This is a genomic window from Sporosarcina cyprini (assembly GCF_022048975.1).
GTDB classification, from domain to species: Bacteria; Bacillota; Bacilli; order Bacillales_A; family Planococcaceae; genus Sporosarcina; species Sporosarcina cyprini.
On the sequence record NZ_JAKMHX010000010.1, the window covers coordinates 132,762 to 147,654 of the forward strand.

Below are 14,893 nucleotides of genomic sequence, written 5' to 3' on the forward strand. Positions count from 1 at the left end.
GAAACGGGGTCTGTGTAGCCCTCCTCTAGAGAACAGGACATATCCGCTAGCCTATTAAGAACGCAATCACGGCATGGGGAATGGAATACTTGAAATAGAAAAGCGCTGCTGTAGAGGAAAGAGAGCACTAGATAATGCCCAATGTCCTCTTCTCCTTTCTATAAGAATATAGCTTCCACCATATCCAATTATCGTTTGGCCCCCTGAGATCTCATAGCTCTTAATTAAACAGACTACGGGTTAATTTCGTAGTCTGTTTGATCGTTACTTTAGATTTGTTATTGAACTCAGTCCGGGTAAAGTTTAGCAAATACAGCATTACGAATAGCATGCATTCTGCTATAAACATTTTTACCTGGACATAATGTTGCAGATATATCCTTGTGACCAACAATTTTAGATGGTTCTATGTTGAAATCGTAGCAAAGCCATGCTAATAAATTTACTAATCTAGATTCTTGGATTGCAGTAAAAGACCGATCTTCGTAGTTACCATGAACAGAAACACCAATAGAATAACTATTAGCATTACCTGCATGATAACCCACTTTATTACTAGGATTGCCTTCAAGGATAGTACCGTTTTTCCCAATAGTAAAATGATAAGCCAAGTCACAGTAATTAATGCTTTTAAAATAATCTTGCAACCATTTCTGATGCTGATTTTCTGTCCGGTTAGAAACACTGGTATTATTAGAAGCACAGTGATGAACTACGATTTGAGTAACAGAACTCTTTGCTAAATTAGGAAGAGTACAACTAGGTGCTGTTGCCCCCCATTGGCTTCTAGTAGTCATAGAAGGTTTTGGTTGATAAGTTTTAGCCATGGGTTTTCCCTTCTTTCATATTATTTCAAGTATATCGCTGGCTGATACACTTGTTATTACTTAAAGGGGAGTTACGAGTAAAATTACAACCTATGTTAAAATTTTTTATGCCTCTTCTTTGAGATTTTCAAGGAGGGACTTTTTCTTTTCCTTTTTTCCAAAAAAAAATACCCAGAAAGAACACGCAGAACGTGCCCAAATCCAGGTTTTCCTGTTATGTTAAAGTGAAATTTTTCACATTATTAAAGTTAGATGCTTACTCAGTGAGATTATCAAGGTTTTTGTCTTCAGGGGTTCCTGAGTGATTAATTTCTTTGCTTAACAATTGATTCGTTGTAGAGCAGGCCTCGATTACTTTACTCCTCACCTTTTTATATTCCAAGTTGTGGCTTAGTATCTTCGTTACATCTATAACATTGATCAACTCATGTATTTCCAATTCAAGTTTATTTATCTTTTTTTCAAATCGTTGTAACAAATATAGTGTAATTAGAATAGGAAAAGCTCCATTACCTATCATTTGAATAATCGTAATTTCATCTAACATCCAATTCACCTCGAATTCTGCGCAATGCAGTTTTTTTTGTTTTACTAATCGATTGTTGGGAGACTAATAATAATTTCGATATCTCCGTGTCCTTCAAATCCTTAATATAGGCTAAATACAATATTTGTTTCTGCCTTTCCGTTAAAATTTTGACAGCGTTAAGCAGTCTAGAGTCGTTTATATAATCTTCAATATTGTTACTCTCCAGAGAATATTTGTTGATACTATCATCTTTTATTTGTTCAATTAAACTCGAATTTCCGTCACTGATTGGCTTGTCCAGAATTAAAAGAGTATTCTCCGAGAATTTTCGAATCTTTTTATCATAATTGATTGCTTCATAATAAATCGTTTTGGAAAAATATGATACTAACCTGGCCTTATAACAATAAATATAGAATCTTTTATTGATTTTTTCTTCTAACTCTATTGAATTGCTCAAGAGATACTCATTGTACAATTGTCGATTACTATCAATGCTTAAAAATCCAATTATTAAAGGGTTTTTTATACTACGGCCATTAATTAACATGAATACACCCCCATTAATAGAGTCAGCGTTCTTAATTATAACTATTAAAGGTGGAAAAAAAGGACTAAATACAACCCTTTTAAAATAAAACCCAAAAGACCTATTACTTTTTAGATTAAAGTTATCAATTAAAAAGACAAACAGGAAGTATTCCACTCCACCACTTTCAACAGATCCATCCGCTTGTTTAACGTTTTCCGTCCTCTCACTGGTTCAACTTATTCATTAGACGGAAGGAAACATTTTTTGTTTCAACCTTCTGAAAAGTGTTCTTATTATATAAAAGTAACCATATGTAGTTCAGTGAATCGTTCACGGGGAAGGTTAAGGAAGATAACTTATGCCTAGCCTGCTAGTAGCCATTTAGTTTTCGGTCGTAGATTAAAACAAGGTTATGATAAAAGGGAAAACTTATCCATAACGGAAACACTAAAATGGAGAAGTTCTCTTGCCCGTTTGCAGACTGCTCGGATATAGGTTCCCGTGGGGTAGAGTTAGGCAGAGGACTTCATTCGGTTAGTCTTCTTCTAACGGAAAAAGCAGATTGCTTTTGGAATGTTTTATCAATTGGAAAAGGCACCCCTGTTGTCCTTCCAACAGAGATGCCTTTCATATTAACCTTTACATTTTCTTTGGCCAGAAACTCCACTTACCTAATTTGATGAGGATTGCCGGGATGAGCAGAGGCCGGACGATGAACGTATCAATCAGGATCCCCATTGCCATGATGAACCCGAACAGCTTCAATTCATAAATAGGCATCGTCGCTAAGACAAGGAATGTCGCCGCGAGAATCAAACCCGCCGAACTGATGACGCCACCCGTCCGTTCCAGTCCTCTCCGCACCGCTTCATCAAACGGCAATGCTTTCATTTCCTCCCGGATTCGCGCAATCAACATAATCGAATAGTCCACGCCAAGTGCCACGAGGAAAACAAATGCATAGAGCGGCATTCGGTAACTGATGCCGTCCAAATCCAGAAAAACGCCAAACAGGAAGTATGAAAGTCCGAGCGTCGCCGCAAACGATAGAAGAATGCTGCCCATCATATAAATCGGTGCCACAACCGACTTCGTCTGCAAGCCAAGCATGATCGTGATTAAAATCGTCATCAAAATCATGACAACCCATGTATCCCGGTCATTGACATCCCGTAAGTCTGCATTGATTGCGGACTCTCCCGCGATATGAAGCTCAGCGCCAGACAGCCCGGCGTCTTTCAATAAAGAATCTGCCTTCTCCCGAAGCGTAAGCACTGTATCCAACGCTTGCGCATCGTATGGATTCCCTTTGAATGTAACTGAGAATTTTGCAGCATTTCCTTCCGCATTGAGTGGATTGCCTTGCGCCGTCACATTCGCAATGCCGGGAGTTTCTTTAATTTCGTTGACCATGGACTGGAGACCTTCTTGATTCAACTCCTTGTCGGACACGATGAGGAGTGAACCTGGAGCCAAGCTGCCTTCAGAAAACGCGTCACCGAGCCGTTCATAACCGACCCGGGAAGATAGATCTTCCGGGAAGGAAGCGATCAAATCATAGGATTCCTTCATATCCGTCACATTCCAAGCTCCTAAGATAAGGAGAAGGATGATGGGAATCATGAAACGGAGCGGTTTTTCTGTCACAACACGCGCCACTTTGCCCCAGACCGTTTTCTTCTCGATCGTTTCCTCTCCGAACTTCGGAATGACCGGCCAAAATGCTTTTCTGCCAATCAAAGCAAATAACGCAGGCAGCAGTGTCAAACCTGCTATTAACATGGCAGCGGCAGCAATCGCGAAGACCGGTGCAAAATTGCGGTAGGGTTCATAGAGCGCGAAGAAGAGCGTCGCCACTCCTAAAACGATCGTGCTGCCACTGAAGAAAATTGGCTCCCGCACATGGCGCATCGTCTCGCGCATGGCCGCACTAGCATTTTCATGCCGTTTCAACTCTTCCCGATACCGGGAGAAGATGAGCAAGGAGTAATCTGTTATGACCGCAAAAAGCAAAATCGTCATAATGGACAGCGCTTGGCTGTCGACACCGAACCATGCTTCTTTTGTCGCAAATCCGATGATGCGATCCACCACGGCATAGACGATGCCTGCGCCAACGAGCGGAATGAGCGTCAGCAACGGAGAACGGTAGATGACGAGCAGCAATACAAGGATCAAACCGACTGTCGATAATAACAGCACCAGGTCCGCCCGGCTGAATAACTCTACAGCATCTGATGCAATCCCTGCAGGTCCCGTCCAGGATGCTTCGATATTGTCATTCAAATCGGCTTCCGCAGCCGTTTTCACAGCACTGACCAGCTCATTCAGCTGCTTCCCTTCCAATGATTCAGGCAGGGAAAGCGGGATGAAAAACGTTTTCTCATCCTCTGAAACAAACGATTGTCGCTGTTCCTTCTGTAGCATGGAAAGCGGCAGCACTTCAATTTCTTTGAATTGTTCATCACTAGCCAGAGCAGATTCAACTGCTTTCGCAGTCTCTGTTATCTCCTCTTCTGAAAACCCTTGGTCCGTATGGAACACAGCGAATAATGGCAGCCCGCCGTCATTCGGGAAATACTTCTCTACTTCATGAGCGGCGATGATGGATGCCGCATCAGAAGGCAGCCCGCCGTCTTTATTGGCAACGACAAACTCTTTGCCTCCTGGGGCTAAGGCAGACAGCACGCCTGCCAGAAGGATCCAAATCGCAACGGAGATCCACCAGAACCGTTTTCTCGTATTCACTTTTGTCATTTATCGCCATCCTTTTGGACAAACAATGTCACAATGACAAAGAGCGCAAAGCTTAGCAAGAGAATGCTTCCGCCGACGATATAGAAAATAAGAGAGAAGGTTTCATTCACACCGAATGGCTGGATGAATTGGAACCACATACCCGCTGTCAACCCAATCGATCCTAAAATAGCAGACCAGCCGTGGACGGTCACCAGCTTTTTCGCACGCACTTTATAAATCTTATAGAATACGCCCCATGCAAAGACAGACAACCAACCGACTACGAGAATATGAGCGTGAATCGGCCGAAATGCATAGGAACCCGAACCTGCCATGTGGGAACCTAAAAACGCACCGATTACACCAAAAATCGCCGCCACCCGAATCAACCGTAAACTCCATTTTTCTTGCATTCTATTTTCCTCCTATTCCGTTCATGTTATATGGCTATCATAAAACCTCAACATGAACGGAACATGAACAAGACATTACAGTTTCGGAATAGTAATGGTAAATGTCGTTCCTTCGCCTTCGACACTAGCCACTTCAATCGTTCCTTTATGGAGCGTGACGACCTGTTGGACGATGGAGAGCCCGAGTCCGGTCCCTTCGATATTCCGTGTGCGAGAATCATCGACCCGGTAAAATCGTTCATACAGCTTATCCAAATGAGACGCAGGAATGCCGATGCCTGTATCACGCACCGTGATAATGGCACAGTCTTCCCCATTCACTGCCGCCACTTCAATTTCCCCGCCTTCCTCTGTGTACTTCACCGCGTTAGAGAGCAGGTTTTCCCATACTTTTTCGAGGAATGCAGGATCCCCTTCGACTTCGATCTCTTCTATATCCATGGACAAGGACAGCACTTTATCCTCCAGTGCCCATCGATATTTCCGGACAATGTCTTTTAATTGCTCATCCAGCCGGAACCGTTTGTAGCGCAACGGGGATTCTAATTGGTCCAGTGACGTAAGGAGGAGCAACTGCTTCGTAAGCGTTGACAGCCGATCCGTCTCGGAATTGATGATGCTGACGTAGTTCGTGCGTTCTTCTTCCCGGACAGCCGGGTCCAACAGCAACGTCGCATACCCTTTAATGTTTAAGAGCGGCGACTGAAAATCATGCGAAACGTCACTAATGAATTGTTTCCGCATCCGATCACTCTGCTGGAGCCGATCGACCATCTTTTGAAAACTGCTCGCCAGCTGGCCGATTTCATCCCGCCGCTGAATGTCAATGGGCTCATCAAATCGCTCTTGCGCCACCTTTTTCGTCGCTGCTGTCAGCATGGTAATCGGTTCGATCAGCTTCTTCGCAACAATCAGCATCGACAGCAAACTGAAAATCGCCATGACAATGACCATGCCGCCCAGCAAATAATGCACTTCCGTGAACAGGAACTTGATATCCGGCCGCATGAACAATGCATAATTCTTTCCGCCATGCGTGAACGGTACGCCGACCGTGTTCGCCAGCTGATCGGAAAAGAAACCCGTCATAAACGTCTCCGTCTTCAAGTCGCGCATCCCGTGATAGGAATCGCCTGCAAGCACGTCATCTAGTGTAGCTGCCGGAAGGTCCATTTTCCTGAAAGGCGCCCCGTACAGTACCGCCTCTCGATCCTCATTCACCACATACAGCTTGTACCCGATCCCCGCCTGCGTCTGCAAATACAAATCGAGGTCGAGTGCCTCGTCGTTTTCAATGAATGACGCAATCTGCTCAGCAATGTTCATATTCTTCGCGTCATTTTTCCCTTTGAGCTGCTGGTGGTAATATGTATTGACAACGAGAAAGGCGACCAGTGCGCTCGTCATCATTATGCCAACCGTGAAAGACAGAAACCTTCCGTATAACGACTTCATACGTCATCTGTCTCCAGCTTATAGCCAACGCCGCGCATAGTCGTAATTCGGACAGGATCTCCGAGGCTGGCCAGCTTGTCGCGCAGCCGTTTCACATGGACATTGAGCGTCTGCTCGTCCCCTGCGTAATCGTATCCCCAGACGCGCTCGATCAGGAAGTCGCGTTCAAACACATGATTCGGTTTGGATGCGAGCACAGACAGCAGCTCGAATTCTTTGAGTGGGAGGAGCAGTACTTTATTGCCAACTGTAACTTCATAGCTTTGTCGATTGATTTGCAATGGGCCGGCTTCGATCTGCACCCCGACCGCTTTATCGTAACGCCGCAGAATGGCATTGATGCGGAACAGCAGCTCCTTCGGCTCGAACGGCTTGACGACATAATCATCAGACCCGGCCAGAAATCCCTTTTCCTTGTCCTCCAATTCCCCTTTTGCAGTGAGCAATAAAACCGGCACATCGGCCTCCCGCAGCTTTTTAGTCAGCGTGAAGCCGTCCATCCCGGGCATCATGACATCGACAACCGCCAGATCCGGCACATTCTTTTCAAGCAAGGCGAGCGCCTCCATGCCATTCAATGCTTTCTGCACGGTATACCTTGCCTGCGTCAAGTGAATCGCCACCAGCTCCAAAATATGCGGATCGTCATCCACAACTAATATATTCATCCAGACCTCTCCTTCCTTTTCAATGCTTTGCGCCATTCCGCATTCAACAGCCCGGAAACCAGGATGATAACCGCCGTCAAATAAAACCAAAGGACAAGCAGAATGACACCCGATATTTGACCATATAATCGATTATACTCCACCTTTTGCACATAACCGTCAAACACGAGCGAGAACAATTGCCAGCCGAGTGCTGAAAACACCGCACCGGGCAGCACTTCCATCAATGTCATTCTCCCCGTAGGCACCACCTTATAAAAGAGAAGGAAAAAGTTAAACAGGAACAGCGTCCCGATTCCCCATTTCAGCAATGGCCATACATAGAGCCAGCCTTGCCAATCCTCCAACGTATCGTAGTAGGACACGACCTCATGCAAGGACCGCTCGATCAAAGGCAGAAATAGCGATAACGAAATGACAGCCATAAACAGCAACGTTACCCCCAGGTCCCGGATAATCGCCTGCAGGATGCCGTATTTCCGGATGTAGCCGTTCGCCAGGTCAAGTGACCGGGCAAGCGACTGGACGGCCACAGAAGACAGCCAGAACGCCACAGCGAGACTGGTATAGAGGACATTGCCTTGCACTTTATAGAGCAGGCCTTTGACATTCTGTTCAATGATGACATACGCCTCTTCTGGCGCGAATGGACGAATGAATGCCAGCAGCCATTGTTCATTCACCGGCAAATAGCTGAGAAGCGAAAAGAGGAAAATGAGGAACGGAAACATCGAAAGCAATAGATAATAGGCCGTTTGGGCGGCCTGGTCGAAAAATCGCTCCTTGAAAAAGCGGACCGCTACGTTTCGGATGATGGTCATCGTCTCCTTTTCTTATGAAAAAGCTTTGAAACAAGTGTACGCATTCATTCCATTGAACATTCACTATCCGCTTCGTACGCATCCAAAACCTAATGTCAGTTTTCGTGACTCCCCGAGCTGCAACACATGCAGATGATTTGGATCCATCTTCAGCCTATCCCACTCCGCATGCATCCGGTCGAGCGCTTCCTTCGGCGTATCATCAGCCAGCATGAAGGCGCCAAAATGGATTGGAATCATGTGGCCCGCTTTCGTATCAAGGAACGCTTGAATCGCTTCCTCGGGATTCACATGCTGTTCCTTCATGAACCACTCGGGCTCATATGCCCCGATTGGCATAAGGCAATAATCAATGGAGAACCGCTCTCCGATCTCCTTGAAACCTCGGAAATACCCGCTGTCTCCCGCATAATAGACAGTCGGCCCATTATCAGGTTCAATTACCCAACCGCCCCAATGGGAACGATTCGTATCAAACAGCGTGCGCTTAGTCCAATGCTGCGCAGGAACAAAGGTAAGCGAGAGTGATTTGAATTCAACACGATCCCACCACTTGAACTCCTGTACGTCGGAAAGACCGCGCCGCTCAAATGCACGCTTCAGCCCCGCAGGCACAAAGTACTTCGGCTTCCCTGGCAGCCGCTTGATCGACTGATAGTGGAGATGGTCATAATGGCTGTGGGACAGCAGCACAATATCGATCTCTGGCAATTCATCAAGACGCAAACCTGGCTCAGTCAGCCGCCGGTACATGCCCAGCCAACTTGCCCACACTGGATCCGTAATCATGTTCACGCCACCAAGTTGGATCAACACCGTGGAATGACCAATGAACGTAATGGCCGGCACATCCCGATTCCCCTTCAGCCAGCTGACCTCTTTAATTTTTGCCTGGGGATGATGATAGGACAAATCTTTTCGTTTCCTCCTGCGCTCCCGCTGCCATTGCAGCAAATCTCGGAACGAACCTGTTACACCCACCTCATCCAAATTGGAATAACGCATCTTGATAAATCCCCCTTTTCCCTATTTTATGAAATTAAGGTTCATCTCTTCAATGAAAAACCCTTTCTGCCGTGACCCTGGCAACTCGAGCATTGAGACCGACTCTACATAATGCCACTGGCTTGGTGATTGGATGGTGTGGGGTTATCTCTGAGCGGGCTCTTAGGGTTCTTGCAGATTTTCTGGCGTTCATCCGTGTTTTCTGGCGTTGGTGCCGGGTTTCTGGCGTTCAAGTCAGTTATCTGGCGTTCGCGCCGGTTATCTGGCGTTCACATCGGGTTTCTGGCGTTCGCGCCGATTATCTGGCGTTCACATCGTTTTTCTGGCGTTCGCACCGGTTATCTGGCGTTCATATCGATTTTCTGGCGTTCGCACCGGTTATTTGGCGTTCACATTGTTTTTCTGGCGTTCGCACCGGTTATTTGGCGTTCACATTGTTTTTCTGGCGTTCGCGCCGGTTATCTGGCGTTCACATCGGGTTTCTGGCGTTCGCGCCGATTATCTGGCGTTCATATCGTTTTTCTGGCGTTCGCACCGGTTATCTGGCGTTCACATTGTTTTTCTGGCGTTCGCGCCGGTTATCTGGCGTTCACATCGATTTTCTGGCGTTCGCACCGGTAATCTGGCGTTCACACCGGTTATCTGGCGTTCATATCGTTTTTCTGGCGTTCGCACCGGTTATCTGGCGTTCACATCGTTTTTCTGGCGTTCGCGCCGGTTATCTGGCGTTCATATCGTTTTTCTGGCGTTCGCGCCGGTTATCTGGCGTTCACATCGTTTTTCTGGCGTTCGCACCGGTTATCTGGCGTTCACATTGATTCCCTGGCATTCAAGCCGGTTATCTAGTGCTCTACTGCAAAATACTTTCCATTAACTTGCCTGCCACATGAATTATCAACTTCATCTCAGCTAATTGTCATAAAAAGGACGTTAAAAATGCATTGACAACTGGTTGAGAATGATTATCATTAATAATGAATAAAAATTAGAAAGAAGGTACCCTATGAAATCAAAAGGACTTGCCTCCATTATCGTAACAGTAGGTATCATTTTGGCGGGCTGTACGGAAAAAGAAGCTAAGCCAAGTTCAAATACAACAGAGACAGCTGTGGTAGATTTAACAGCTGAAACAGACGCATACAAACAATTCGCATTAGAGCAGATGGATCAATTTGTTTTGGAGACGCAGAAATTCGTGACTGCCGTCAAAGATGGAGATTTGGAGAAAGCAAAAGCAATTTATCCGACTGCCCGCATGTACTTTGAAAGGTCTGAACCGATTGCAGAAAGCTTCGGAGATCTCGATCCTCGGATCGACGCTCGCCTCGCCGACTTACAAGAGGAAGGCAAGGGAGAGGAAGACTGGACGGGCTACCATAAGATCGAATATGGCCTATGGGTGGATAACACAACAGCAGGCTACGAAGACATTGCCGATCAATTACTCAAAGATGCGAAAGAACTCCGAGCCCGTGTGGAAACTGTTGAAGTCACACCAGATTTGATGATTACTGGTTCCGTAGACTTACTGAATGAAGTATCAACTTCAAAGATTACAGGTGAGGAAGAAATTTATTCCCACACGGATCTCTATGACTTCAAAGCAAATATTGAAGGAGCAGAAAAGATTTTTACGATCCTTCAAGACAAGATTGGCAAGAAGGATCCAGCTCTTGTCGAAGAATTGACGGAGAAATTTTCCGCTATGAATGAATTGCTTTCTAAATATGAAGATGGCAATGGCGGTTTTATTTCCTATGAACAACTGACTGCGGAAGATACAAAAGCATTATCAGAAGCTGTTAATCATCTCGGTGAACCGCTTAGCAACATGGGCATCATCATGGAGGGATAATACATGAGCGAACCAACAGAAGAAAAGTTCTATGAGAAAAAGATATCCCGCCGCCAAATGCTAAAGTATACCGGCGTAGGAGCTGCAGGCGTCATGATTGGCGCGTCCGGCATCGGCAGCGTTCTCAATGTATTTGGCATGGCAATGCCCGATGATGATGAAACCGCCAAGAATAAAATCAAATTTTATGGCGCCCATCAATCCGGAATTGCGACAGACGTCCCGACGCACATTTATTTTGCCTCTTTGGACGTAGTTGTTAAAACGAAGAAGGAGCTTCAGGACATCTTTAAAACGTGGACATCGCTTTCCGTCCGTCTAATGAATGGGGAACCGGTAGGAGATACCTCGACAAATGGATACGTTCCTGCGAAGGATACAGGGGAAGCCAAAGGATTGGATGCAGCTAACCTGACACTTACTTTCGGGGTCGGCCCTTCCCTTTTCGACCGTCCTGAATTCGGTTTGGCATCCAAGCGACCGAAAGAATTGAAGGATCTTCCTCACTTCCCTAAGGATCAACTGGATCCAGCCATCACAGGCGGGGAAATATGCATCCAGGCGTGTGCCGATGATCCTCAAGTCGCATTCCATGCCGTCCGCAACCTGATTCGCGCGGTATCCGGCAAGGTTTCACTGAAATGGTCGCAAGCTGGCTTTAACTCATTTCCGATGAAAAAGAACAAGAAACAGACACCGCGGAATCTATTCGCCTTTAAAGACGGCACCGCCAATCCAAATACAGGAAGCAAAACCGACATGAACGAAGTCGTATGGATCAATCCGAATGAATCCAAGCCTTGGCTGACAGGGGGTACCTACTTGGTTGCAAGGAAGGTCCAAATGCATTTGGAAACGTGGGACCGTACTGCACTTGGTGAACAGGAAGCGACATTTGGACGCCATCGTGATTCCGGTGCACCGCTCGGCAAACAGCAAGAGTTCGATGAGGTCGACTTGGAAGAAAAGGATGCCTCCGGACGGCCGGTCATGCCGGCGGATTCACATGTTCGCTTGGCGAAAGAAGCAGGCACGCGCATTTTACGCCGCTCCTTTTCCTATTCATCCGGCATCATTGATTCGACAGGCACGTATGACGCGGGTCTGCTTTTCATTTCATTCCAAAAAGACCCTGAGCAATTTATTAAAATCCAGCGGAAATTTGGACGGGCCGATAAATTAAATGAATACATTACACACCGAGGCAGTGCGCTGTTCGCATGCTTCCCTGGTATTCAAAAAGGGAGTTATATTGGTGAAGCACTTTTCAACTAACTATTTACGAATCCCTGTCCTCTTCTTGTTCTGCCTGCTGTTGATCGCTCAAAAGCCTGTATTTGCGGAGCAAACGTCCTTCAGCGATTTATATATCGCCATCGGAGACGCTATCATGAGCACAAAAGCAGGTGAGGACGCAGAAGCGACTGAAGCACTTCAGCAATTTGAAGAAACATGGAAAACGATGACACCGACTGACAAGGAAGCGGCGCAAAGCGTGTCTGAGAAGCTCCAAGCTGCATTGGCAGCGTCGAACGAGGAGCAAAAGCTCGCCGCACTGACTGATTTATCAAAAGCATTGCATGCATTCGAGAAGAAGGAAAACCCGGTCGATGAAGCCGCCGAGCGCGCAGCTTTCAAGAAGGCCATTCAACCGGCCCTTACTGAACTGGAGACAGCCATCTCCACGAATGACAAGCAGACAATTGAAGAAGCCACCAAGAAGTTTCTCGCAGCTTGGACTAAAAATGAAAGACCGGTCCGCGAGCAGGATATTGCCGCGTACGGTAAAATCGAGACTCAAATGTCTTTCATGCGGATTGCACTCGCAGCAGACGAAACGGATTTTGAGCAAATCAGCGGCCAATACGACGCATTAAAAGCCGCCATTGACGATTTTGCCGCAGGTAAACAAGCTTCTAAAACGGCAGGTACCTATACTGTCGCCACACTGATCGGCCAATTGGAGCAAAGTAAAGAAGCCATCCAGCAGAAGCAATATGACGAAGCGGCGGAAATCCTCCGTGAATTTATTGTCACCTGGCCCAATGTCGAAGGTGAAATTCGAACAAAGAACGCCACTTTGTATCAAAAGATTGAAAACGACCTGCCGTTCATTATCAGCGATCTGAGCAATAAACCCGTGAAGGCAGAAGCGGCGACCAAGAAAATTGATACTTTGTATACAGAATTATCATTGCTAACGGAAGATACCTCCTATCATTTCTGGGATTCCGCGCTCATCATGCTGCGCGAAGGCGTCGAAGCCCTCCTAGTGATCATCGGGCTGCTCGCCTTTCTCAAACGCGCCAACCAAGAACAAGGGAAGCGATGGATTTACGGAGGCGCCATTGCGGGCATTCTCGTAAGTATATTAGCTGCAATTATCATGTCGACTTTATTCCAATCCGTGACGATCGGAACGAGCCGCGAGAAAATGGAAAGCTACACCGGCCTGGCCGCTGCCATCCTGATGATTGGCGTAGGCGTCTGGCTGCATAGCAAATCGACCGTCTTATCATGGAATCAATACATTTCCAAGCGACTGAACCACGCCATCTCCAAGCAAAGCGTATGGGCCATGGGAGCCATCAGCTTCCTCTCCATCGCCCGGGAAGGCGCAGAAACCATTGTCTTCTACGCAGGCATCGCTCCTAAAATGCCGACCAGCGAATTCATTGCAGGCATTCTAGTGGCACTGGCCATCCTAGCCATTCTGACCGTCGTATTGCTGCGGATCACCGGACGAATTCCCGTCCATCGCTTCTTCGCCGTAGCAACCGTGCTCATTTACTTGCTGGCCTTTAAAATCATAGGCGTCAGCCTGCACATGCTACAAGTGACAGATGTCTTACCAACTCATATCGTTCCGGGTCTGCCGATCATCAACCTCATCGGCTTCTACCCAACTCAAGAAACATTGATTGGCCAATCAATCCTGTTACTCGTCATCGCAGGAACGATGGTTTACAAGAGGAAACAAGAACTTTCTACAAATTGAGTTTGTCCATAAATTCGAGCTGCAGCCTTATCAGATTTCTGATGAGGCTGCAGCTTTTTTATGTGAATATAGGAGTCTGGAGTTCTGATTTAGGGGCTTTTATTATAGTAACGTCCGATGAGCTGGGATCGTCAGGTTTCGGTAGATAGCTTAGGTAGATATGGTTAGTATGAATTACTTTTGTAGTTCGTTTACTGACTGCACATAGCTGGAGAGCTAATGAGGGAAGGTATTGCCTTGGTTAAGTGATGATTACAGCTTTCGGTTAGAGAGCTATCGTATTAAGAAAAATCAACGTGGCAAGTCTTTCTAAATTGTAGTCAAACGGTGATCCATTTCTTTTAGATGGAGATAGAATGGATTTAAGCGGGGATAGACAATGTAATGTGGACCTCATTGGCCGTAGGGATAATGAAAATCTTCTGAGTGGAGAGACTATGTTGTGCGTGGTAATAAGCCTGAGGTTCTCCAGCCGGTCTGCTATCAGCTTAAGACTGCGGCATCTGCCTGACTATCTTTACTAGAAGAATTGCCATGGCAAACATTTTTGACACGAAAATTACAACTGTCTAAGCTGATGTTAATCCAGTGCCAGATAGCTTTGCTAATCACTGATTTCTATCATAACTCACCAAGTCTCCTTCGCCATACCCATCCTACACAGGGTATGAGGGTATGGGATTTACCGGCGACGTCTTACTCTCATAGGGAAGCGGTGCGACCTTTACTAACCATTTGTTCCTGCTTCTCTTTAACAGTGTTTCTTACAAGATCTCTAAGAACACCTTGCGGTATCTGTGGAATGGCCTTTGCCCAGCGACGTCCTACTCTCATAGGGAAGCGACAAAGCCGCTTTACTAGCCATCGGTCCTGCTTGAATTAAAGAGTATTTTTAACAAGTTCTCTTAAGATACCTTACGGTATCTATCATATGAAAACACAAAAAAACCATCCCCCACAGGGGATGGCCTTTGCCCGGCGACGTCCTACTCTCACAGGGGGAAGCCCCCTACTACCATCGGCGCTGAAGAACTTAACTTCCGTGTTCGGT

13 protein-coding genes and 1 rRNA gene are annotated in these 14,893 nt (G+C 46.3%); 4 read left to right on the forward strand and 10 right to left on the reverse strand.

The window, feature by feature from the left end; translation table 11 throughout:
* Positions 1–287: 287 nt before the first annotated feature.
* The 9 genes from L7D49_RS01600 to L7D49_RS01640 all read right to left on the reverse strand — a co-directional run bounded on the left by L7D49_RS01600 (position 288) and on the right by L7D49_RS01640 (position 8,995).
* A complete protein-coding gene (locus L7D49_RS01600; RefSeq protein WP_238079078.1) occupies positions 288–827 on the reverse strand; it encodes a peptidoglycan recognition protein family protein in 540 nt (179 codons plus the stop codon).
* Positions 828–1,083: 256 nt separating this feature from the next.
* Complete coding sequence (locus L7D49_RS20295; protein WP_336246357.1) at positions 1,084–1,374, reverse strand: YvrJ family protein; 291 nt, start codon at positions 1,372–1,374, stop codon at positions 1,084–1,086.
* Positions 1,364–1,906, reverse strand: coding sequence for a sigma-70 family RNA polymerase sigma factor (locus L7D49_RS01610; RefSeq protein ID WP_238079079.1), 543 nt, complete (start codon positions 1,904–1,906; stop codon positions 1,364–1,366). The genes L7D49_RS20295 and L7D49_RS01610 overlap by 11 nt, the downstream gene beginning before the upstream one ends.
* Before the next feature lie 621 nt (positions 1,907–2,527).
* Positions 2,528–4,645, reverse strand: a complete 2,118-nt coding sequence (locus tag L7D49_RS01615) for an MMPL family transporter (RefSeq protein WP_238079080.1) — start codon at positions 4,643–4,645, stop codon at positions 2,528–2,530.
* Complete coding sequence (locus L7D49_RS01620) at positions 4,642–5,040, reverse strand: hypothetical protein (protein ID WP_238079081.1); 399 nt, start codon at positions 5,038–5,040, stop codon at positions 4,642–4,644. The genes L7D49_RS01615 and L7D49_RS01620 overlap by 4 nt, the downstream gene beginning before the upstream one ends.
* 75 nt (positions 5,041–5,115) lie before the next feature.
* Positions 5,116–6,495: a sensor histidine kinase gene (locus L7D49_RS01625; RefSeq protein ID WP_238079082.1), complete on the reverse strand. Its 1,380-nt coding sequence runs from the start codon at positions 6,493–6,495 to the stop codon at positions 5,116–5,118.
* Entirely contained in the window at positions 6,492–7,163 is a 672-nt protein-coding gene (locus L7D49_RS01630; protein WP_238079083.1) for a response regulator transcription factor, read from the reverse strand. The genes L7D49_RS01625 and L7D49_RS01630 overlap by 4 nt, the downstream gene beginning before the upstream one ends.
* A complete protein-coding gene (locus tag L7D49_RS01635) occupies positions 7,160–7,984 on the reverse strand; it encodes a YihY/virulence factor BrkB family protein (protein ID WP_238079084.1) in 825 nt (274 codons plus the stop codon). Before L7D49_RS01635 ends, L7D49_RS01630 begins: the two co-directional genes overlap by 4 nt.
* A gap of 63 nt (positions 7,985–8,047) precedes the next feature.
* A complete protein-coding gene (locus L7D49_RS01640; protein ID WP_238079094.1) occupies positions 8,048–8,995 on the reverse strand; it encodes an MBL fold metallo-hydrolase in 948 nt (315 codons plus the stop codon).
* Between the two features lie 86 nt (positions 8,996–9,081).
* On the opposite strand from L7D49_RS01640, the gene L7D49_RS01645 reads away from it, so the two are divergent.
* From L7D49_RS01645 to L7D49_RS01660, 4 genes are all read left to right on the forward strand, one after another.
* Positions 9,082–9,807, forward strand: a complete 726-nt coding sequence (locus L7D49_RS01645) for a hypothetical protein (protein WP_238079085.1) — start codon at positions 9,082–9,084, stop codon at positions 9,805–9,807.
* A 185-nt stretch (positions 9,808–9,992) separates the two neighbouring features.
* Positions 9,993–10,844: an iron uptake system protein EfeO gene (gene efeO, locus L7D49_RS01650; RefSeq protein ID WP_238079086.1), complete on the forward strand. Its 852-nt coding sequence runs from the start codon at positions 9,993–9,995 to the stop codon at positions 10,842–10,844.
* A 3-nt stretch (positions 10,845–10,847) separates the two neighbouring features.
* Positions 10,848–12,119, forward strand: a complete 1,272-nt coding sequence (efeB, locus tag L7D49_RS01655) for an iron uptake transporter deferrochelatase/peroxidase subunit (RefSeq protein WP_238079087.1) — start codon at positions 10,848–10,850, stop codon at positions 12,117–12,119.
* Entirely contained in the window at positions 12,100–13,842 is a 1,743-nt protein-coding gene (locus tag L7D49_RS01660) for an FTR1 family iron permease (RefSeq protein ID WP_238079088.1), read from the forward strand. The genes efeB and L7D49_RS01660 overlap by 20 nt, the downstream gene beginning before the upstream one ends.
* 973 nt (positions 13,843–14,815) lie before the next feature.
* Here L7D49_RS01660 and rrf read toward each other — a convergent pair.
* Positions 14,816–14,893 (reverse strand): 5S ribosomal RNA (gene rrf / locus L7D49_RS20470); the annotation flags it as partial.

What these genes read in the sequence shown, in the direction of transcription:
- L7D49_RS01600 (WP_238079078.1), bottom strand. Translation starts at nt 827, where the DNA reads ATGGCTAAAACTTATCAACCAAAACCTTCTATGACTACTAGAAGCCAA.
- L7D49_RS20295 (WP_336246357.1), bottom strand. Translation starts at nt 1,374, where the DNA reads ATGTTAGATGAAATTACGATTATTCAAATGATAGGTAATGGAGCTTTT.
- L7D49_RS01610 (WP_238079079.1), bottom strand. Translation starts at nt 1,906, where the DNA reads ATGTTAATTAATGGCCGTAGTATAAAAAACCCTTTAATAATTGGATTT.
- L7D49_RS01615 (WP_238079080.1), bottom strand. Translation starts at nt 4,645, where the DNA reads ATGACAAAAGTGAATACGAGAAAACGGTTCTGGTGGATCTCCGTTGCG.
- L7D49_RS01620 (WP_238079081.1), bottom strand. Translation starts at nt 5,040, where the DNA reads ATGCAAGAAAAATGGAGTTTACGGTTGATTCGGGTGGCGGCGATTTTT.
- L7D49_RS01625 (WP_238079082.1), bottom strand. Translation starts at nt 6,495, where the DNA reads ATGAAGTCGTTATACGGAAGGTTTCTGTCTTTCACGGTTGGCATAATG.
- L7D49_RS01630 (WP_238079083.1), bottom strand. Translation starts at nt 7,163, where the DNA reads ATGAATATATTAGTTGTGGATGACGATCCGCATATTTTGGAGCTGGTG.
- L7D49_RS01635 (WP_238079084.1), bottom strand. Translation starts at nt 7,984, where the DNA reads ATGACCATCATCCGAAACGTAGCGGTCCGCTTTTTCAAGGAGCGATTT.
- efeO (WP_238079086.1), top strand. Translation starts at nt 9,993, where the DNA reads ATGAAATCAAAAGGACTTGCCTCCATTATCGTAACAGTAGGTATCATT.
- efeB (WP_238079087.1), top strand. Translation starts at nt 10,848, where the DNA reads ATGAGCGAACCAACAGAAGAAAAGTTCTATGAGAAAAAGATATCCCGC.